The 19,728-nt window shown below is 73.8% G+C and carries 19 protein-coding genes; 17 read left to right on the plus strand and 2 right to left on the minus strand.

The genetic code is table 11. The annotated features are described in order from the left end of the window. Window positions 1-60: 60 nt before the first annotated feature. On the plus strand, window positions 61-525 hold the full coding sequence (locus tag ABZ573_RS05050) for a hypothetical protein (RefSeq protein ID WP_151455161.1): 465 nt from the start codon (window positions 61-63) through the stop codon (window positions 523-525). A 66-nt stretch (window positions 526-591) separates the two neighbouring features. On the opposite strand, the gene ABZ573_RS05055 is transcribed toward ABZ573_RS05050, so the two are convergent. After that, complete coding sequence (locus ABZ573_RS05055; RefSeq protein WP_132233640.1) at window positions 592-876, minus strand: DUF427 domain-containing protein; 285 nt, start codon at window positions 874-876, stop codon at window positions 592-594. Window positions 877-985: 109 nt separating this feature from the next. On the opposite strand from ABZ573_RS05055, the gene ABZ573_RS05060 reads away from it, so the two are divergent. The 12 genes from ABZ573_RS05060 (at window position 986) to ABZ573_RS05115 (ending at window position 12,675) form a co-directional block, all read left to right on the plus strand. Next, window positions 986-2,386: an FAD-binding oxidoreductase gene (locus ABZ573_RS05060; protein WP_151455160.1), complete on the plus strand. Its 1,401-nt coding sequence runs from the start codon at window positions 986-988 to the stop codon at window positions 2,384-2,386. Beyond that, window positions 2,383-3,726, plus strand: coding sequence for a class I SAM-dependent methyltransferase (locus ABZ573_RS05065; RefSeq protein WP_358115664.1), 1,344 nt, complete (start codon window positions 2,383-2,385; stop codon window positions 3,724-3,726). The genes ABZ573_RS05060 and ABZ573_RS05065 overlap by 4 nt, the downstream gene beginning before the upstream one ends. A gap of 87 nt (window positions 3,727-3,813) precedes the next feature. Next, a complete protein-coding gene (locus ABZ573_RS05070) occupies window positions 3,814-4,371 on the plus strand; it encodes a helix-turn-helix domain-containing protein (protein ID WP_151455158.1) in 558 nt (185 codons plus the stop codon). Next, the gene (locus tag ABZ573_RS05075) at window positions 4,364-5,242 is read left to right on the plus strand and encodes an SRPBCC family protein (RefSeq protein ID WP_358115668.1); all 879 of its coding nucleotides are present in this window, start codon (window positions 4,364-4,366) and stop codon (window positions 5,240-5,242) included. The genes ABZ573_RS05070 and ABZ573_RS05075 overlap by 8 nt, the downstream gene beginning before the upstream one ends. A 93-nt stretch (window positions 5,243-5,335) precedes the next feature. Further along, on the plus strand, window positions 5,336-5,569 hold the full coding sequence (locus ABZ573_RS05080) for a zinc-ribbon domain-containing protein (RefSeq protein ID WP_132233650.1): 234 nt from the start codon (window positions 5,336-5,338) through the stop codon (window positions 5,567-5,569). Window positions 5,570-5,577: 8 nt separating this feature from the next. Continuing rightward, window positions 5,578-5,751, plus strand: coding sequence for a hypothetical protein (locus tag ABZ573_RS05085; protein ID WP_192581430.1), 174 nt, complete (start codon window positions 5,578-5,580; stop codon window positions 5,749-5,751). Between the two features lie 111 nt (window positions 5,752-5,862). Continuing rightward, window positions 5,863-6,282: a hypothetical protein gene (locus ABZ573_RS05090; RefSeq protein ID WP_327030567.1), complete on the plus strand. Its 420-nt coding sequence runs from the start codon at window positions 5,863-5,865 to the stop codon at window positions 6,280-6,282. A gap of 103 nt (window positions 6,283-6,385) precedes the next feature. Beyond that, window positions 6,386-7,495, plus strand: coding sequence for a hypothetical protein (locus ABZ573_RS05095; RefSeq protein ID WP_327030568.1), 1,110 nt, complete (start codon window positions 6,386-6,388; stop codon window positions 7,493-7,495). A gap of 55 nt (window positions 7,496-7,550) precedes the next feature. Next, the gene (locus ABZ573_RS05100; protein WP_151454442.1) at window positions 7,551-9,065 is read left to right on the plus strand and encodes a hypothetical protein; all 1,515 of its coding nucleotides are present in this window, start codon (window positions 7,551-7,553) and stop codon (window positions 9,063-9,065) included. A gap of 145 nt (window positions 9,066-9,210) precedes the next feature. After that, on the plus strand, window positions 9,211-11,400 hold the full coding sequence (locus ABZ573_RS05105; protein ID WP_358115675.1) for a S1 family peptidase: 2,190 nt from the start codon (window positions 9,211-9,213) through the stop codon (window positions 11,398-11,400). A gap of 205 nt (window positions 11,401-11,605) precedes the next feature. After that, window positions 11,606-12,364 (plus strand): MerR family transcriptional regulator, encoded by a 759-nt coding sequence (locus ABZ573_RS05110; protein WP_151454444.1) that lies wholly within the window; start codon window positions 11,606-11,608, stop codon window positions 12,362-12,364. Between the two features lie 26 nt (window positions 12,365-12,390). Beyond that, entirely contained in the window at window positions 12,391-12,675 is a 285-nt protein-coding gene (locus tag ABZ573_RS05115) for an antibiotic biosynthesis monooxygenase family protein (protein WP_151454445.1), read from the plus strand. 108 nt (window positions 12,676-12,783) lie between these two features. On the opposite strand, the gene ABZ573_RS05120 is transcribed toward ABZ573_RS05115, so the two are convergent. Then, window positions 12,784-14,337, minus strand: coding sequence for a gluconokinase (locus ABZ573_RS05120; protein ID WP_358115679.1), 1,554 nt, complete (start codon window positions 14,335-14,337; stop codon window positions 12,784-12,786). A 172-nt stretch (window positions 14,338-14,509) separates the two neighbouring features. Here ABZ573_RS05120 and ABZ573_RS05125 point away from each other — a divergent pair, with 172 nt between their 5' ends. The 4 genes from ABZ573_RS05125 (at window position 14,510) to ABZ573_RS05140 (ending at window position 19,728) form a co-directional block, all read left to right on the plus strand. Then, window positions 14,510-16,891, plus strand: a complete 2,382-nt coding sequence (locus ABZ573_RS05125) for an acylase (RefSeq protein WP_358115682.1) — start codon at window positions 14,510-14,512, stop codon at window positions 16,889-16,891. A gap of 143 nt (window positions 16,892-17,034) precedes the next feature. After that, complete coding sequence (locus ABZ573_RS05130) at window positions 17,035-18,186, plus strand: hypothetical protein (RefSeq protein ID WP_358115685.1); 1,152 nt, start codon at window positions 17,035-17,037, stop codon at window positions 18,184-18,186. Between the two features lie 539 nt (window positions 18,187-18,725). Continuing rightward, window positions 18,726-19,145: a membrane protein insertion efficiency factor YidD gene (yidD, locus tag ABZ573_RS05135; RefSeq protein ID WP_358116146.1), complete on the plus strand. Its 420-nt coding sequence runs from the start codon at window positions 18,726-18,728 to the stop codon at window positions 19,143-19,145. Window positions 19,146-19,239: 94 nt separating this feature from the next. Beyond that, a complete protein-coding gene (locus ABZ573_RS05140; protein ID WP_151454450.1) occupies window positions 19,240-19,728 on the plus strand; it encodes a hypothetical protein in 489 nt (162 codons plus the stop codon).

Below are 19,728 nucleotides of genomic sequence, written 5' to 3' on the forward strand. Positions count from 1 at the left end.
CGGGTGAACCGTCCGCGGGAACTCCGGGCCGGACAGCGTGGGCCGGGATTGACTGGGGACATGGACAGCGGGGCGTTGCGGGGGGCGTACGCGGAGGTGCTCGCGGAGGTCGAGGCGGGTGGGTTCGCGGCGCCGCCGGCCGGGCAGTTGAGCGCCGAGCAGATCGTCGCGCACCTCGCCGCCAACGACGAGCTGATGACCGAGGCGACCGAGGCGGTCATCGCGGGCTCGCCGTTCGCGTACTACGACCTGGAGACCATCCACCGCCCGCAGGTGGACGCGCTGGTCGTCGAGTGCGGCGGGCTGGCCGGGCTGGCCACCCTGCTGCGGGCCACCAGCCAGAAGCTCTGCGCGCTGACCGAGCGGCTCGGCGCGGCGGCGCAGACCCCGGTCGAGACCCACCTGCGGGAGGGGTTCGACCTCGTCGTAGACGAGTCGCTGCCCTGGGGCCGCACCCTCGACCTGCACGCCCGCGTCCACCTGCCGAAGCACCTGGCCCAACTGCGCATGCTCCGCGCCGGCTGAACCGCCGCTGGAAGCAGGTCGGGAACTGCGCCGACCCGGGCGAGCGGAGTGGGCCGGCGGCCCCCGTCAGTCGACGACCCGGACGTCCTTCCAGAAGGCGACCCGGTCGCGGACCATCTCCGCCTCCGGCTTCGGTTCGGGGTAGTACCAGACCGCGTCGGCGCTGGTCCGGCCGTCGTGTTCCAGCGTGTAGTAGGACGCGGTGCCCTTCCACGGGCAGACGGTGTGCGTGTCGGACTCGCGGAGCAGGTCGTCGCGCAGGGCGGCGCGCGGGAAGTAGTGGTTTCCCTCGACCAGCACGGTGTCGTCGCTCTCGGCCACGACCAGGTCGTTCCAGACGGCTCTCGGCATGGTTCCCACGCTATGTCGCCGGCCCGGCGGCGGCCAGTGCTCCGACCACGTCGCGGACGCACCAGTGGACGTCCCCCGTCACGAGGGCCACAGCGCGTACAGTGATCGCATGTGTGCGGTCCGTGTGGATCATCATCCGGTCGACCACGACGGTGCGGTGGCCCAGTTGCGACGGTCCTACGCGGCGGTGCCCGCGGGCGCGCCGGTGCGGCTGGCCAAGCGCACCTCCAACCTGTTCCGTCCCCGGTCCGCCCCCAGCGCGCCGGGCCTGGACGTCACCGGGCTCACGGGCGTGCTCGCCGTGGACCCGGTCGCCCGCACGGCCGACGTGCAGGGCATGTGCACCTACGAGGACCTGGTCGACGCGACCCTGCCGCACGGGCTGATGCCGCTGGTCGTGCCGCAGTTGCGCACCATCACCCTCGGCGGGGCGGTGACCGGTCTCGGCATCGAGTCGACCTCGTTCCGCAATGGCCTGCCGCACGAGTCGGTGGTCGAGATGGACGTGCTCACCGGGGCCGGCGAGATCGTGACCGCCCGCCCGGAGGGGGAGCACGCCGACCTCTTCGCGGCGTTTCCCAATTCGCTGGGCAGCCTCGGCTACGCCACCCGGCTGCGCATCGAACTCCAGGCGGTACGCCGCTTCGTGGCCCTGCGCAACGTCCGGTTCACCCGGCTGGAGGCGCTCGCCGACGCGATCGCCGAGGTCGCCGCGACCCGGTCCTGGGCGGGGGAGGCGGTGGACGCGATGGACGGGGTGATGTTCAGCCCCGGCGAGGCGTACCTGGTGCTGGGCGCCTTCACCGACGACGCGCCGCCGGCCAGCGACTACACGGGACAGGACATCTACTACCGCTCGCTGCGCCGGCGCACGCACGACGCACTGACCACGTACGACTATCTCTGGCGCTGGGACACCGACTGGTTCTGGTGTTCGGCGGCGTTCGGGGTGCAGCACCCGGTGCTCCGGCGGGTCTGGCCGGCGCGGTGGCGGCGCAGCGACGTCTACCACCGGTTGGTCCGGTGGGAGCACCGGCACGGCGTGGCCGCCCGGATCGACCGCCTGCGGGGCCAGCCGGCGCGCGAGCGGGTGGTGCAGGACGTGGAGATCCCGCTGGAGCGGATGGCCGGGTTCCTGCGCTGGTTCGCCGGCACCGTCGGGATGACCCCGGTCTGGCTGTGCCCGTTGCGGCTGCGTGAGCCGTCCGGTCCCGGATCGGCCCGGGCCTGGCCGCTCTATCCGCTCCGGGCCGGGCAGAACTACGTGAACGTCGGCTTCTGGGGCAGCGTGCCGATCGCGTCGGGGGCCGCCGACGGCGACGTCAACCGGGCGATCGAGCGCATGGTGTCGGAGTCGGGGGGCCACAAGTCGCTCTACTCCGACGCGTACTACGACCGGGAATCCTTCGACCGGCTCTACGGCGGCGCGACGTGGCGCGCGGTGAAGGACCGTTACGACCCGGACCACCGGCTCACCGGACTGTACGAGAAGGCGGTAGCGAGAGCATGAGCCTGACCGATCGAGACCAGGGGGCGGCGAGCGCTCCCGCCAGCCCGCCGGCGGGGAGCCGGCGCCCGGGTCCGACCGTGGCGGACGTCGTCCGCGCGTTGACGACCGGCGCCCTGCCGGTGCGGGTCACCGGGTACGACGGCAGCGCGGTCGGCCCGGCCGATGCCGGCATCACCCTGTCGATCCGTTCCGAGCGGGGCCTGACGTACCTGCTCACCGCCCCGGGCGACCTGGGCATGGCCCGGGCGTACGTCGGCGGCGACCTGGCGTTGCAGGGGGTGCACCCGGGCGACCCGTACGAGGCGTTGCGGGTGCTCAAGGACGAGCTGCGGCTGCGTACACCGTCGCTGGCCGAAGGGCTGGCCCTGGTGCGCGGGCTGGGCTGGGAGCGGCTGATGCCGCCGCCGCCCCCGCCGCAGGAGGCGCTGCCGCGCTGGAAGCGTGTGGTGAACGGGCTGCGGCACTCCCGCACCCGGGACAGCACCGCGATCTCCCACCACTACGACGTCTCGAACGCCTTCTACGAGAAGGTGCTCGGCCCGTCGATGACGTACACCTGCGCGCTCTTCCGCTCGCCCGACGACACGCTGGAGCAGGCGCAGGCGGCCAAGTACGACCTGGTGGCGCAAAAGCTGGCGCTGAAGGCCGGGATGCGGCTGCTCGACGTGGGCTGCGGGTGGGGCGGCATGGTCCGGCACGCGGCCCGCGAGTACGGCGTGAAGGCGCTCGGGGTGACCCTGTCCCGGGCGCAGGCCGAGTGGGCCCGGGCGGCGATCGAGCGGGAGGGGCTGACCGGCCTGGCCGAGGTGCGCCACCTCGACTACCGGGACGCGCCGCGCGAGCAGTTCGACGCGGTCTCGTCGATCGGCCTGACCGAGCACGTCGGGGTGCGCCACTACCCGGCCTACTTCGGGGCCCTGCGGGACCGGTTACGGCCGGACGGGCGGCTGCTCAACCACTGCATCACGCGGGCCGACAACCGCGCGCCGCACCGGTCGGGCGCGTTCATCGACCGCTACGTCTTCCCCGACGGGGAGCTGGCCGGCCCGGGGCGCCTGGTCAGCGAGATCCACGACGTCGGGTTGGAGGTGCAGCACGAGGAGAACCTGCGGCTGCACTACGCGTTGACGCTGGCCGGCTGGTGCCGCAACCTCGCGGCGCACTGGGACTCCTGCGTCGCCGAGGTGGGGGCCGGCACGGCGCGGGTGTGGGGCCTCTACATGGCCGGGTCCCGGCTGGCGTTCGAGCGCAACGGCATCCAGCTGCACCAGGTGCTCGCCACCCGCCTCGGTCCGGAGGGGGCGAGCGGCTACCCGCTGCGCCCCGACTGGCTGCCCTGACCGCGTCCGACAGCCGCGCCGTCCGCCGGCGCGGCTGTCGCCGAAGCTATTGACAAACAAATTTTGTACGTACAAACTGATTTTGCTATGAGAGACGTCCTGTACCTGGAACAGATCGAGCAGGCCGAGGTCCTGCTCAAGCCGCACCGCGTCGAGGTGCTGCGACAACTGGCCGAGCCGCGCACCTGCACCGAGGTCGCCACCCGGCTGGAGCAGACGCCGCAGCGCGTCTACTACCACGTCAAGCAGCTCGTCGCCGCCGGGCTGGTCGAGTTGGTCAACGAACGCAAGGTCCGGGGCATCACCGAGGGCATCTACCAGGCCGCCGCCCGGTCCTACTGGCTGTCCCCCCGGCTGGTCGGCCGGATCGGCCTGCGCCGGGCCCGCGACGAGCTGAGCCTCGGCTACCTGCTGGACCTGATGGAGGAGGTCCAGGAAGACATCGCCGGGCTCGACCGTGCCGCCCCCGAGCTCCCCTCGGTCGGGGTCGCCGGCGAGATCCGGGTGCCGGCGGAGCTCCGCCAGCAGTTCCTGCACGACCTGCAGAGCACTCTGCAGGACCTGTTCACCCGCTACGGGGGCGCCGAGGGCGACGCCTTCAAGCTCGCCGTGGCCTGCTATCCGAAGGGGAAAGAACGTGACTGAACCGATGAGGCTGCCCGTCCGTCTCGCCGCGCCGGCCGAGGCCGTCCGCCGCGCCCTGACCGACCCGGCCGAGCTGCGCGTCTGGCTCGCCGAGCACGCCGAGGTCGAGCTGCCGCGACGGTACGAGTTCTGGGGGCGCCACACCCCGGAAGGCGACGCGCCGCACCAGCGGCTGCTACACGTCGACGACGACACGCTGCGCTTCGCGTGGCTGCTCGACGGGGTGGAGACCACCACCGAGTTCGCCCTGCTCGCGGAGGGCCCCGGGACGACGGTGCTGACGCTGACCCAGAGCCACTTCGACTTCGCCGAGGCGATGAGCGGCAGCACCATCCGGGGCGTGCTCCAGACGTTCTGGAGCCTGTCGCTCGCCAACCTGGCCGCCCACCTGGCGGGGCAGTCGCTGCTGCCGAAGGTCGACTTCGCCTCCGCCGAGATGCGCGGCGAGCTGCTGATCGACGCGCCAGCGGCGAAGGTGTTCGAGTCGCTGACCGACTCCGAGCAGGCCAGCGCCTGGTTCGGCTACCCGATCGGCATCGAGCCCTGGGTCGGCGGCCGCTACGCCATGGGCGGCTTCGAGCACGGCTACGCGGCCAAGGTCGTCGACCTGGAGCCGGGCCGGAAGCTGTCGGTGGACTGGGGGCCGACCGGCGTCAGCACCTGGGAGCTGGCCGAGTCGCAGGGGAAGACGAAGCTGACCTTCGTGCAGTCCGGCTTCGACGAGCAGAACCCGCCGTACGGGGCGTGGGCCGGGTCGGTCTCGTCGCTGTTCGAGCTGCGCCGGTTCCACGAGATGAAGGACTGGCAGCCGATCTGGCTCCCCGCTGAGGTGCCGGGCCTGGAACCCGAGCCCGCGAAGGCGACGAGCTGACGCACGCCCCCGGGGCGCGCTCCAGCCGGAGCGCGCCCCGGGCCGTCGAAAGTCGCAGGTGATAGTCGGGCGACTCGTGGGTACTGGGGGGCGATGTTCTTCATCTTCGGGCTCCGCACCAAGGTCAGCCAGTCCGGCGTGGTGCAGCAGGTCTGCCGCAACTGCCACAACCAGGCCGCGCAGGTGATCACGCGCCGATCGACGAAGTTCAGCCTGTTCTTCGTGCCGCTCATTCCGATCCGCACCCGCTACGTGCAGCAGTGCACCTTCTGCGGCGCCCAGTACGACATCTCCCGGTCGGAGGCCGAGCGCCTCCCGGTCGGCTGAGCCCACCGATGGCCCGTTTCCTCTGCTGGCTGATCGGCCGGCAGCCCGCCGTGCCCGCGCCCGTGCACACCGTCTCCCGGCCGCCGTGCACCCCCGGCCGCCGCCGTCGTCGCCGCGACCGCCGGCCGCTGGCCGGCACCGCCCTGCCCCGTTCGCCCTGGAACCGCTCCGCCGGGCGCTGACCGATTCGTGATCCGCCGAGGCGCGGCGGACTGGTGGGACCGTGCCAGGATGTGGCGGTGTCGTACCCCCCTCATGCGTCGTACCCACACATGCCAGGCCCGGTGACGCCGATGGTGTACCCCCACCCGATCGCGCCCCCGCCCGGCTACGCGGTGCTCGCCGTCACGGTGAACCGTGGCCCGTACATCGTGCCCGCCCCCGCCACGAGCAAGTTCAAGGTCAACGGCCAGGCGGTGCCGATCCCCGGCGAGGGCACCTGGTACGTGGTGATTCCTCCCGGGTCACTCGACGTGCGGTACACCGATTTCATGGGCCTGCCGCTGATCACCACCACGCTGGTCGCCCATCCCGGCGCGGCCTACCATCTGTCGTTCCGCTTCGGCGGCTGGCGCAACCGCGCCTACGACGGGTACGGCACCGACGTGACGAAGTTCGGGCTCTGGTCGAACTACAGCATTGCGCTGGTCATGTTGGGCGCCTTCGGGCTGATCTGCTGCGGTTTCCTGGGGCCGTTCACCACCCTGCTCTGAGCAGGTCCCGCGCGGCCCGGCCCCGGGTTGACGGCTGCGGCGGCTGCCACCGGCCGGGGCGGCGCCGGGCGCGGGCGGCGGCGACCGCCTATCGTGGCGGATCGTGACGAGCACCGAGGAACGACTGGCCGCGATCCGCGGCGGCGTGCCACCGAGGCGGCACAACGCGCGCACCATCGCCGCCCTGACCGGCAACCCGGGCTGCACCCGGCGGGCCGTGCTGGACGGCGCGGGGGTGGACAAGCCGAAGCTGGCCGAGCGGATCGGCTTTCCCGCCCGGTTCGGGCAGTCCCGGTTCGCCATCACCCGGGGCAACGCGTTCGAGGCGCAGGTCAAGGCCGACGGCGGGGCCGAGCTGCTGCGGCTGGTCGCCGAGCGGCTGGGCGTACCGGTGCCGGCGGCGGCGAGCTGGACGGACCTCGGCGACGGCGTCGAGGACGACACGGCCGCCCGGCACCGCCGCTCCGCCGCGCTGCTGACCGGCGCCACCCCCGGCGGGACGGACGACACCGCCGCACTGTTCGACCACCCGCTGCTCGGCCTGGAGGTCGCCGGCCGCCGGGTGCACCTGGAGCCGGACCTGGTCGCCGCCCGGCTCGCCGGTCGGTTCCACGTCGTCGAGATCAAGTCGTTCCCGGTGGTCGACGGCCAGGCCGACCCGGCCAAGGTGTCCGCCGCCGCGATCCAGTCCGCCGTCTACGTGCTGGCCCTGCGCGAGCTGCTCGCCGCCGCCGGGCACGACCCGGAGCTGGTGTCGCACGACGCGGTGCTGGTCTGCCCGCGCGACTTCGCCCTCCAGCCGGTGGCCAGCCTGGTCGACGTGCGCAAGCAGCTGCTGGTGCTGCGCCGCCAGCTCGACCGGATGGCCCGGGTCGACGCGCTGCTGGCCGCCGTGCCCGAGGACTTCACCGCCGACCTGACGGTCGAGCCGGCGGCCCTGCTCGCCGCGTTGTCGCAGGTGGAGGCCCGCTACGCGCCCGACTGCCTGGCGGCCTGCGAGCTGGCGTACTTCTGCCGGCACGAGGCGCGCGGACACACCGGGGCGCTGGGCCGGCCGGTCCGGGAGGCGCTCGGCGGGGTCGCGGAGGTCGACGAGGTGCTGGCGCTGGCCGCCGGCGAGCGCGCCCCGGAGCCCGGGCAGGAGCAGGCCGCCGCGCTGCTGCGGGCCGCCGCCCGGTTGCGCGCCGACGCCCTCACCGGGACCCCCGCATGAGTACGCCCCGCGACTCCCGCCCGGCCGTCCCGAGCACCGGGCGGGGTGGGCCCGCGTGAGTACGCTCCGCGCGTTCGCCAGGGCCCAGGCGCTCGCCGCCGGGGTGGCCCAGCCGGTGGCCACCGTCCGGCACCTGCACCTGTCCGCGCGGCCGCTGGTGCTGGTGCCGCTGGCGATGGCCGGCGAGGCCAACGCGCCACTGGCGGCGCTGGTCGGCGACGCCCCGGACGCGGCGCGGCTGCTGATCGTGCCGCAGCCCCGCAACCGTGACCAGCGGTTCGCGTTCGCCGCCGAGCTGGCCGGGATCGTGCTGCCCTACCTGGACGGGTTCCGGGGCGTCTCCGAGGCGGTGCCGGTCGACCGGGGCAGGGACGTGCGGTACCGCCACGTCGACGCCCCGCAGCTGCTGGTGCCGAACCCCGCCGGGATCACCTTCCTGCGGCTGTTCGGCCGCTCCACCCGCTTCCGCCGGCCCGACGGGGACTATCCGGTGCACCCGTCGGTGCCGGTGCTCGGGCGCTGGCTGACCTTCTTCGCCGAGCGGGCCGAGCATCCCGGTTCGTCGGCGCTGCTGGCGATGACCGACGCGCTGGCCCTGCACTGGGCCACCGGGCAGAGCGTGGTGGAGGACCTGCACCTGCCGGCGCTGCTCGGCTGGATCGACCCGCCCGCCGGGCTCACCGGCGCCGAGGCGGCGGCCCGGGCCGAGGACCCGGCGACCTGCCCGCCCGCCGGCCCGGCCACCGACCCGGACTTCGACAACCGGTCGCTCGCCCCGGCCATCGCCGCGTACGCCGCCGCCGAGGACGACCCGGTCGCGCGCGCCGGGGCGTACGCGGAGCTGGAACGGCTGCTGCGCGACCAGCTCGCGCCCACCTGGGAGCTGATGTGGCGCGGCGTGGGGTTGCTGCGCGGCCTGCCCCCGGGCGCCCGGGTGGCCGGCCGGTGGGACGGCGACAAGGACGCCTTCACCGGCTACGCCGAGCACGTCGACGCGGGCGGCGCGCCGCAACCCCGCCGGGACGGGGCGGTCTCCGCCGCCCAGCGGCTGCACCGGCTGGAACGGGCCCTGACCTCCTACGCGGTGCAGCGCGCCTACGACGACCCGCTGGTGATGGCCGAACACCGGCTGACCGGGGAGGCGTTCGTCGGCGAGGTGACCCTGGCGGACCCGAAGCGGGTGGACGACACCGGGAAGCGGCCGGTGCTGCGCCCCCGGATCCAGCTGGTCACCACCGAGCCGGTGGCGGTGCCGATCGGCGCGACGCTGTACTCGCCGGCCCGGCCGGCGCAGAAGGCCCGGGTGGTCTTCGTGACCCCGGCGGCGGACGGCAAGACCGAGGTGGTGCTGGAGCTCTCCGGCGGGATGGGCCGGGGGCTGACCGCGCCGCCGGGCAGCGTGCCCGAGGTGGGGGAGCGGCTCTGCTACACCACCCTGTCGGACGCGTTCATGCCGGCGGGGGCGTTCCCGGCGGTCGAGGAGACACCGTGGACGCACGGTGGTCCGCCGGCCGCCGCCAGCGACGGGGCCGGGGACGCGGACGACGATCCCGCGTCGGAGGGGCACTGACCGACCCGCACCCGACGGCCCTCTTGTCCCGTCTCGAACGCCTATGCGCGCAGGGGCATCCCCGCCGTGGCAGCCTCGATAGCATCCACCGAGATCGAACCGACCCTGGTCGGATCGCAACGGTTCACCAATCACGGGGGATGCATTGTCAGTTCACCGAACGCGTCGATGGGGTGCCGCCCTGTTCGCCGCCACGGTCACAGCAGGCCTGCTGGGCGGCGCTTCCGCCCAGGCCGTCACGGGTGCCCAGCCGGTCCCGGACGGCACCTACCGGTTCAGCGCCAAGGTCACCTTCGGCGATCTCCGCGCCTGCTCGGGTGCGCTCGTCGACAAGAACTGGGTCGTGACGACGAAGAGTTGCCTGGCCGAGGGCAGTGCGCCGGTCGCCGCCGGCCCGCCCAGCCGGCCGACCACGGTGCTGGTCGGCCGCGCGGACCTCACCGGCACCGCCGGCCACCAGCGCTCGGTGGCGGCGGTCGCACCGCACCCCGACCGCAACGTCGCCCTGGTCCGCCTCGCCGCCCCGGTCACCGACGTGCCGCCGGTCGCGCTCGCCAGCACGCCGCCGTCGGCCGCCGAGACGCTCAAGGTCACCGGCTACGGCCGGACGGCCACCGAATGGGTGCCGGATCGCCTGCACCAGGGCTCGTTCACGGTGCAGGACGTCGACGCCACGTCGGTCGGCCTGCTCGGCGCGTCGGCCGGCGCGACGCTCTGCAAGGGCGACGCGGGCGGCCCGGCGTTCCGCGACGGGTCCGCCGAGCTGGTCGCGGTCGTCAGCACCTCGTGGCAGAAGGGCTGCCTGGCCGAGACCGAGACCCGCGACGGCGCCACCGCCACCCGGGTCGACGACCTCGGTTGGTGGATCCGCTGGCAGACCACCGACGTCCACCTCTTCGGCGTCACGAATCAGCTCATGCCGGACGCCACCGTGCAGAGGCGGCTCGTCGCCCACGCCGTCGACTCCGCCACCGGCGGCCTGCAGACCCGCACCGCGGCCGCGCTCCTGCCCTTCGCTCCCAAGTCGATGGCCACACTCAACGCGGACACCATCCTGCTGACCAACGGGGCCGGCGAGCTGCACCGGGTGGATGTGGCGAACACGGTCACACTGACCTACACCATCACGAAGATCGCGTCCGCCGACTGGGCCTTCGACGAGTTGGTCTACGACGGACACGGCTCGCTGTACGGCATCCTCTCGGGCTCCCTGCGTCGCTTCACGGTGACCAGCGCCAAGCCGGCGGCGGCCGACTTCACGGCCCCCACCACGATCAGCAGCGGCTTCGGTCTGCAGACGCTCGCCTCGCCCGGCCCCGGTCGGATCCTCGGCACCACCAGTGCCGGTCCCCTGATCTCCTACAAGATCAATGGGGCCAATTCCTGGTCCCGGTCCGATCTCCACCAGACCGGCTGGGACCGGCCCAGGGAGCTGGTCTCGCCGGGTGGGGGCCTCTATCTCACCATCAATCCCACCGACGGTCTCAAGCGCTACCGCGACGCCAACCCGTTCGACGGCCGGGGTGACGACATCACGCTGATCGGCGAGGAGCCGGTGAGCGGCGTCTGGTTCCGCCACCAGCTGCTCTCCGCGCGGCCGTGGACGGGTGTCGTGTCGGTCTTCGGCACGGGGCCGGAAGGGCGGCTGTCCCACACGACTGTCGATCCGGTGACCGGCGCCAAGCAAAAAGTGGTCGCCGCGGCGCCGCTCGGCTTCACCCCGAAGGCGATGGCCACCCTCAACGCCGACACCCTGCTGGTGACCAGCACGGGAGGGCAGCTCCACCGGGTGGACGTCACCGGCACCGACCCGCTGACCTTCACCACGACGAAGCTTGCCGACACCGGATGGACGCAGGACCGGCTGGCCTACGACGGCAACGGCTCGCTCTTCGGCATCAACGCCGGCTCGGCGCTGCGCCGATACACGGTGACCAAGCCGAAGCCGGCCTACGCCGACATCACCAACGCGAAGGCGATCACCGGCAACTTCACGCTGACCTCGCTGGCCGCCCCCGGTCCCGGCCGGATCCTCGGCACGACCAGCACCGGCAAGCTGCTGGCGTACGTCATCGACGCTGCTGGCGTGTGGACCGTCGCGGAGCTCGCCGCGACCGGGTGGGGCGACACCGCATCGCTCTTCGGGCCCGGCGGCGGCCTCTACTACAAGCGGTTCGACTCCGGTCTGGTCGTCGCACACCTGGACGCCAGCCCGTTCGACGACAGCGGGGCGGACATCAAGATCCACCTGCCCGACGCCCGGAACAACACGGGCTGGGACCCGATCCTCTCGGCCCGCCCGTACGACGCCTGGCCGGACGGCCGCCGCTGGTGACCGCCTGACCGCCCTACCGCAGTGACCGTGCGGGCCGCCCGATCCTCGGGCGGCCCGCACCGTCGTCTCCGGCCGGCGACGCCCGGCGAACCGCCCCGACCCGGGCCGGGACGGCGGATGCGCCGGCCGGCGGGGCGCAGAATGGATCGGGCTTGACCCTCACGTAACGGCAGGCGGGAGCCTCGGTGGCGGAAGGGAGGGAACCATGGCCTACACGGTGGGACAGGTCGCGAAGGCGGCCGGCGTGACCGTGCGGACGCTGCACCACTACGACGGGATCGGGCTGCTCTCGCCCAGTGACCGCAGCAGCACCGGCTACCGGCGCTACGACGACGCCGACCTGGACCGGTTGCAGCACATCCGCTACTACCGGGAGCTGGGGTTCCCGCTGGAGGAGATCGCCGCGATCCTCGACGACCCGGCGAGTGACCGGGCGGCGCACCTGCGTCGCCAGCACGAGCTGCTGTCCGTACGGATCAGGAAGCTCCAGGAGATGGTCGCGGCGATCGAGTTCGCGATGGAGGCGAGCAAGTTGAACATTCCACTGACCCCGCAGGAGCGGTTCGAGGTCTTCGGCGACTTCGACCCGGACGCGCACACCGAGGAGGTCGAGCAGCGCTGGGGCGACACCGACGCGTACCGCCAGTCGAACGAGCGGGTCGCCCGCTACACCAAGGACGACTGGCTGCGGAACAAGGCCGAGAACGAGGACTGGGCGCGGCGGTTCGTCGAGGTGATGGCATCCGGGGCGCCCGCGAACGGGCCGGCGGCCATGGACCTGGCCGAGGAGCACCGGCAGCTCATCAGCCGCTGGTTCTACGACTGCCCGCTCGAGCTGCACACCTGTCTGGCCGACATGTACGTGTCGGACGAGCGGTTCACCGCGTACTTCGAGACGATCAGGCCGGGGATGGCCGCGTACCTGGGTGAGGCCATCCACGCCAACGCCATCACCCGCGCCTGACGCGCGGCCGTACCCGGAGGTCAGCAGTGTTCATCGTCGCCGGCAGTCTCTACGTCGACCCGGACCAGCGGGACGCCTACCTGGCCGACTGCGTGGAGGTCGTCCGGCAGGCGCGGTCCGCGCCGGGCTGCGTCGACTTCGCGATCGGCGCGGACCTGGTCGAGCCGGGGCGGATCAACGTCTACGAGCGCTGGGAGTCCGAGGAGCAACTGCTCGACTTCCGGGGCTCCGGCCCCTCGACGGAGCAGGAGGTGGCGATCCGCGGCGCGGAGGTGCACCGCTACCTCATCTCCGGGGTCGAGGCCCCCTGACGGGGCCGCCGGGTGGCACGGCGGCCGGTGGGCCCCGGGGCCACCGGTGCCGGCGACGCCCGGGCCGGTGTCGGCGCCCCCGCCGGCGTCACCCGTCCGGGCGGCGCCCTACCGCGTCGGTGGTGCCGGTGCCGGTGCCGGTGTCGGCGGCAGGCCCGGGGCGAGGCGGCGCAGCGAGGTGAACGTGGGAACCAGCGCGTCGTAGAGCCCGGCGAAGAGCGGCAGCAGGGCGGCGTAGGTGGCGGCGGCGGCCGGATCCGGGCGTGCCGTCTCCTCGATGCGCACCAGGTGGGCGGCGACCTCGATGGAGGGGATCAGCCCCAGCGCCTCCATGCCGAGCAGCGCCGCGCCGAAGCCGGAGCCCTCCCGCGTGGCGGGGAAGTGCACCGGCATGCCGAGCACGTCGGCCAGCATCTGCCGCCACAGCGCGCTGCGCGCGAAGCCGCCGCTGGCGCGAATCTCCCGGACCTCGTTGCCGGCGGCCCGCACCGAGGCCAGTACCAGCGCCAACTGCTGGCAGACGCCCTCCAGCGCGGCCCGCACCAGGTGCGCCCGGCGGTGCCCGTGGGTCAGCCCCACGTACGCGCCGCGCGGCAGCGCGCTCCAGTGCGGGGCGCGCTCGCTGAGCAGGTACGGCAGCATGATCAGACCGCCGGAGCCGACCGGTGCCAGCGCGGCCTGCGCCAGCAGCTCCTCCTCGGCGTCCTCGCCCAGCTCCGGGGCGAGCGCGTCGCCGGTCCATTCCAGCACGACGCCGCCGTTGTTGATCGCCCCGCCGACCACCCAGCGTTGCTCGGTCAGCGCGTAGCAGAACACCCCGCCGAGCGGGTCGACGCCGGGGCGCTCCACCATCACCCGCATCGCGCCGCTGGTGCCGATCGTGCAGGCCATCACGCCCGGGGCGACCGCGCCGAGCCCGAGGTTGGCCAGCGGGCCGTCCCCGGCGCCGACGACCACCTTCGTGTCCCGGGGCAGCCCGGTCGCCGCGGCGGCCTCGGCGGTGAGGCCGGGCAGCACGGTGGTGGTGGGGACCAGCTCCGGCAACTGCTCCGCGGTGATCCCGGCGACACCGAGTGCCTCCTCGTCCCAGGAGAGCTGGTGCATGTCCATCAGCCCGGTGGCGGAGGCGACCGAGTGGTCGGTCACCAGCGCGTCGCACAGCCGCAGCAGCACCCAGTCCTTGATGCCCACCCAGTACGCCGCCCGCCCGAACAGCACCGGCTCCTGCTCGGCGAACCAGAGCAGCTTGGGCAGCGGCGCCATCGGATGCACCGGGGTGCCGGTGCGGCGGTGCAGCGCCAGCCCGGACGGGACCGCGCGCAGCCGCTCGGCCTGCCGGCTGGCCCGCGAGTCGGCCCAGGTGAGCGACGGGGTGAGCGGGCGGCCGTCCGCGTCCAGGCCGATCAGGCTGTGCATCGCCGTGCCGAAGGAGAGCCCGGCGATCGGCCGGTCCAGCTCCGCCACGACCGCGCGCACCGACTCCAGCACCGCCGCGTGGATGTGCCGCGCGTCCTGCTCCGCGTAGCCGGGGAAGGGTTCGTCGAGGGGGTAGCCGACCGAGTGGTGGGCGAGCTGGGCGCCGTCCAGGTCGTACGCGACCGCCTTGGTGCTGGTGGTGCCGATGTCGACGCCGATCACCACCGGGCGGAGCGGGTCGCCCACCGGTCCCACCCCCTCGTCGGCCCTGGCTGCCGCCGACGTTACCCAGCACCCGGGTGGTCCGTAGGGGGAACAACCCGGTTTCCCGGTCGGGTCTTCCTCGGCACGCCCGCGCCCGGCGAGAATGCCGGTCGTGTGAACTTCTCACACGTCCACCGGACGGGAGGAAGTCCCGATGAGGCCAAGGCCGCTCTGCGCACTGGTCACCGCCCTCGCCACGGTCGCCACCACAGCGGTCGCCGGCGTCCCGCCGGCCGCCGCGCGGCACCATGACGGCGGCTACTCGGCGGAGATCCGCCGGGCGTCGTACGGCGTCCCGCACATCACCGCCCGCACCTTCGCCAGCCTCGGCTTCGGCGTCGGCCACGTCCAGGCCGAGGACAACATCTGCGTCATCGCGGAGAAGGCCGTCACGGTCAACGCCGAGCGGTCCCGCTACTTCGGAGCGGCGAGCCCCACGGACGCGAACGTCCGCAGCGACCTCTTCCACCGCAAGGCGATCGACGACCGCACCGCCGAGCGGCTGCTACAGGGACCCCGCGACGGCGTGCACTCCCCGTCCGACGAGGTCCGTGACCAGATCCGCGGCTTCGTCGCCGGCTACAACAGCTATCTGCGCCGCACCGGCGCGGCGAACCTCACCGACCCGGCCTGCCGGGGCAAGCCGTGGGTGCGTCCGCTGACCGAGCTGGACATGTGGCGCGCGAGCTGGGCCAGCATGGTGCGGGCCGGCTCGCGGGCGGTGCTCGACGGGATCGTCGCCGCCGCCCCGCCCACGGCCACCGGCCCGGCCGCCGCCCTCGACGCGCCGGGCGCCGCGGCGGTCGTCGCCGCCCGCGACGGCGCGCCCGCCGGCGTCGGCAGCAACGCGTACGGGCTGGGCGCGCGGGCCACCACGCACGGCGGCGGGATGGTGCTGGCCAACCCGCACTTCCCGTGGGAGGGGGCGGAACGCTTCTACCGGATGCACCTGAAGGTCCCGGGCCGCTACGACGTGGAGGGCGCGGCGCTCATCGGCGACCCGATCATCGAGATCGGGCACAACCGCACCCTCGCCTGGAGCCACACCGTCTCCACCGCCCGCCGCTTCGTCTGGCACCGGCTCGCGCTGGTCCCCGGCGACCCCACCTCGTACTACGTGGACGGCCGGGCCCGGAAGATGACCACCCGCACGGTCACCGTCCAGGTGCCCGCCCCGGGTGGCGGCACCGTGCCGGTCAGCCGCACCTTCCACGACACCCACTTCGGTCCGGTGGTCGTCGTCCCCGGCACCTTCGACTGGACCACCACCGCCGCGTACGCGATCACCGACGTCAACGCGACGAACAACCGGGCCTTCGACGGCTGGCTCGAGATGGGCCGGGCGAAGACGGTCCGCGAGCTGAAGCAGGTCCTCGACCGGCACCAGTTCCTGCCCTGGGTGAACGTCATCGCCGCCGACGCCCGTGGCGAGGCGCTCTACGCCGACCACTCGGTGGTGCCCAGGGTCACCGACGAGCTGGCCGCCGCCTGCATCCCCGCGCCGTTCCAGCCGCTCTACGCCAGCAGCGGCCAGGCCGTCCTCGACGGCTCCCGGTCGGCCTGCGCGCTGGGCCGCGACCGCGACGCGGCGGTGCCCGGCATCCTCGGCCCGGCCAACCTGCCGATCCGGTTCCGTGCCGACTACGTGACCAACTCCAACGACAGCCACTGGCTGGCCAACCCGGAGGCGCCGCTGGAGGGCTTCCCGCGGATCGTCGGCAACGAGCGCACCGAGCGCAGCCTGCGTACGCGCCTCGGCGTGGAGCAGGTGCGGGAGCGGCTCGCCGGCACCGACGGGCTGCCCGGGCGGGGCTACACCACGTCCCGGCTCTGGCAGACGGTCTTCGGCAACCGCGCGTACGGCGGCGAGCTGCTGCGCGACGACCTGGTGGCGCTCTGCGCCGCGCAGCCCACCGCGACCGCCTCCGACGGGACCACTGTCGACCTGCGGGGGGCCTGCGCGGCGTTGAAGGGCTGGGACCTGCGGGTCGACCTGGACAGCCGCGGCGCGCACCTGTTCACCGAGTTCGCCCTGTCGGGCGGCATCCGGTTCGCCGACGCGTTCGACGCCGCCGACCCGGTGCGCACCCCGAGCCGGCTCAACACCGCCGACCCGCGCGTGCTCACCGCGCTCGCCGACGCCGTCCGCAAGCTCGCCGGCATCCCCCTCGACGCGCGCCTGGGCGACATCCAGACCGAGCCGCGTGGCGACCGGCGCATCCCGATCCACGGCGGACGCGCCGAGGCCGGCGTGTTCAACATGATCATCGGTCCGTTGGCGCCGGGCGTCGGCTACCCGAAGGTGGTGCACGGCTCGTCCTTCGTGATGGCCGTCGAGTTGGGCCGCAACGGCCCCTCGGGGCGGCAGATCCTCACCTACTCGCAGTCGAGCAACCCGAACTCGCCCTGGTACGGCGACCAGACCCGGCTCTACTCGGGCAAGGGCTGGGACACCATCAAATACACGGAGGCGCAGATCAAGGCCGACCCGAACCTGCGCACCTACCGGGTGGGGGAGGGCCGCCCCCGGCACTGACCGCGGCCCGACGAAATCCACCTATCGCCCGTTTTCGCCCGTCGTTCGGTCATTTTGCCCGTTGCGGCGTGTCCCCGTCGGCCGTTGTCACCGTTGACAGCTGTGACACCCCGGTTGGTGGCCTGCGCGGCGAAGGAGTCGGCGTGGCAAGGACTGATTCGACGGGTTCCACATGGCGGTACCGGTGGGTGCACCGGCAGAACGAACGGCGGCGGCGGGAGTTCCGCAGCGCCGACAAGGCATGGCGACGACGCGACGACGAACTGCGCCGCCTGCGTACCCTCGCCGAGGAGTTCCAGGGCTCGGCCGCGGCGGGCGCCGGCCTGGCGCTGGAGCTCGCGCCCGACGAGGTGGTGTTCTGGGTGCTGCCGGCCGCGCAGCTGGTGGAGGTACGACACACCACCGTGCTGCCCGCGCCTGACCTGACGGTCGCCCCGGCGGCCGCGCCGCCGCGGCCCCGCAGGCCGGACGGTGTCCGGGTCGCCGACGCCGGCATGGCGGTGATCACCAACCGCCGGCTGGTGCTGCTCGGCGGTCGCGGCCGGCGCGACTGGGCGTACGGGAGGATGACCGGGCTGGCCCACGACCCGCACGCGCCGGTCACCCTCATGCAGGTGCTGGACCGGCGGCGCACCTCCGGCCTCATGCTCCCGGCCGACGTCGCCGCCGACTTCCGGTTCAAGCTGACCCTGGCCTTCGCCGACGCCATCGAGCAGCGCGGCGCGGTGCTCGACCAGCTCGACGAGGCGATCGCCGAGCACGCGCAGCTCAAGCCGTTCCGGCCGCAGATCGCGACCCCGGCGCAGGCCCAGCCCTTCGCGTTCGTGCCCGGCGGCCGGCGCACCGTGGCCGTCGCCGCCGGCATCGCCCTGCTGGTGCCCGCCGCCCTGCTGGACACCGATCCCGCCGACCCGACCGGCTCGGAGGTCGCCGTCGCCGCGACTCCCGCGCCGACCTTCGTCGCCCCGCCGGTCGCCCTCCCGGCCGCGCAGGCGAAGGTGCCGCCCGCCGCGTCGAAGCCGCGACGTGGCACCACCGCACCCACGCCCACGCCCACGTCCGCCCGCGAGCGGCTCTGCGGCGCCCCGGCCAACCCGATGGGGTACGACTTCTGCGGCGGCGAGCGCATCCGCAGGCCGGCCGTCGAGGTCTGCGACTGGTTCGACTGCGTACCCGAGTTCTGGGCCGGCCGGGGCCACCTGGTGCAGTGCGGCGACGGCTCGGTCAGCCTCACCGGCGGGCGGCGCGACGCCTGCGCCGGGCACGACGGCGTGCGCCGCACGGTCCGGCGCTGACCCCGCTGCGCTACCTGGCCGGGCTGCGTTACCTGACCCCGCTGCGCCACCTGGCCGGGCTGCGCCGGGTCGGTGGCCGGGCTGCGCCGGACCGGCGGAGACGACAGACCACGCGTCGTCGCCCGGCTAGGTGGGTGTCCGCACCCGGCTGTGCGGCATCCCCGGCTGTGCGGCACCCCCCGGCTGTGCGGCACCCCCCCCCCGGCTGTGCGGCACCCCTCGGCTGTGCGGCACCCCCCGGCTGTGCGGCACCCCTCGGCTCCGCGGCGCTCCCGGTCGGGGCGAGGGCTCACGTGCGCAACGCTGTCGAGCTGATGTCGTAGACGATTCACCGCCCTCTGGTGGCACAGCGGGCCGGACACCACCACCTGATGTCACAGACGACTCAGCTCGACAGCGTCGTAGGGTCCCTTCGCTGGCGGACCGACTCGGCAGCCACCACCGAGCCGGCCACCACCGAGCCGGCCACCACCGAGCCGGCCGCCACCGGGGCGATGGAACGCCATCCGAGGGATTCGGGGTGGCGCGGAAGTCGCATGATGTTCCCTGTGATCTACCTCCCGAGCAACCAGCGTCGCAAGAAGAAGAGCCGCTTCGACAACTGCGACGCCTGCAACTGCGACATCCCCTGCTGCGACCTGGGGCTCTTCTCCACCCTGCTGACCCTGGGCGCGCTGGGCGCCCGGCTCGTGTCGCCCGGCCGGGCCTCGGCACCGCCGACCGTCGCCGCCGGGCGGGCGCCGCTGGTGGACCGGGCGGGGCGGGCCGCCATCCTCGGCTACCGGCGCTGGCTGTCGCAGCGCTGGCCCGGGCAGTGCCGCTTCACCCCGACGTGCAGCGCGTACGGGCTCGCCGCCGTGGAGCGCTACGGGCTGGCCGTCGGCGGGCGGATGGCCGCCGACCGGGTGCGCCGCTGCCGGCCAGACGTGCCGCGCGGCACCCACGACCCGGTGCGCTGACCGGGGCGCCCGCGCCCGGGGCCGCTGTTCGCCGGGGCGCCCTGAGCTGCGGGGATGCCGCCATCCGCGCCTCGGGATCGGTCATGATGACAGGATGGAGATCCGCTCCGACGACGGTGCCCGGGTGAGGATCCGGCCGGTGGGCTACCAGCCCGGGGTCGAGCCGCCGGACGACCCGGACGAGGCGGCGGACTGGGACGACTGGCTGCTCGTCGAGACCGACGCCCGCACCGCCGACGGGCAGGCCTGGTCGCGCCTCGAACCCTGCCTGACGGTGGCCGAGGCGTACGCGCTGGCGGGCTGGCTGCGGCAGCAGGCGGAGACGACCGGTGACCCGGCGGAGCCCTCGGCGGTGGCCCGCTTCACCGAGCCGAACCTGGCCTTCCGCACCCGGGTGCTGCGCCGGCGCCGGCTGGCGCTGACCGTCGAGTTCTCGTACGAGTCGCTGCCACCCTGGATGCGGCGGCAGCCGCTCGGCGCGGTCTACCCGCTGACGCTCACCGTATCCGCCGACGCCCTCTCCGTGGCCGCCGAGCAGTGGGCGCGCGAAGCCGACGCGTACCCCCGCCGCATCGCTTCCTGA

It is taken from the genome of Micromonospora sp. NPDC007220 (assembly GCF_040634035.1).
Classification (GTDB): domain Bacteria; phylum Actinomycetota; class Actinomycetes; order Mycobacteriales; family Micromonosporaceae; genus Micromonospora; species Micromonospora reichwaldensis.

Coding starts and splice junctions, on each gene's coding strand:
- ABZ573_RS05140 (WP_151454450.1), top strand. CDS start 19,240: ATGGAGATCCGCTCCGACGACGGTGCCCGGGTGAGGATCCGGCCGGTG.
- ABZ573_RS05055 (WP_132233640.1), bottom strand. CDS start 876: ATGCCGAGAGCCGTCTGGAACGACCTGGTCGTGGCCGAGAGCGACGAC.
- ABZ573_RS05065 (WP_358115664.1), top strand. CDS start 2,383: ATGAGCCTGACCGATCGAGACCAGGGGGCGGCGAGCGCTCCCGCCAGC.
- ABZ573_RS05060 (WP_151455160.1), top strand. CDS start 986: ATGTGTGCGGTCCGTGTGGATCATCATCCGGTCGACCACGACGGTGCG.
- ABZ573_RS05080 (WP_132233650.1), top strand. CDS start 5,336: ATGTTCTTCATCTTCGGGCTCCGCACCAAGGTCAGCCAGTCCGGCGTG.
- ABZ573_RS05090 (WP_327030567.1), top strand. CDS start 5,863: ATGGTGTACCCCCACCCGATCGCGCCCCCGCCCGGCTACGCGGTGCTC.
- ABZ573_RS05050 (WP_151455161.1), top strand. CDS start 61: ATGGACAGCGGGGCGTTGCGGGGGGCGTACGCGGAGGTGCTCGCGGAG.
- ABZ573_RS05110 (WP_151454444.1), top strand. CDS start 11,606: ATGGCCTACACGGTGGGACAGGTCGCGAAGGCGGCCGGCGTGACCGTG.
- ABZ573_RS05085 (WP_192581430.1), top strand. CDS start 5,578: ATGGCCCGTTTCCTCTGCTGGCTGATCGGCCGGCAGCCCGCCGTGCCC.
- ABZ573_RS05125 (WP_358115682.1), top strand. CDS start 14,510: ATGAGGCCAAGGCCGCTCTGCGCACTGGTCACCGCCCTCGCCACGGTC.
- ABZ573_RS05070 (WP_151455158.1), top strand. CDS start 3,814: ATGAGAGACGTCCTGTACCTGGAACAGATCGAGCAGGCCGAGGTCCTG.
- yidD (WP_358116146.1), top strand. CDS start 18,726: ATGTTCCCTGTGATCTACCTCCCGAGCAACCAGCGTCGCAAGAAGAAG.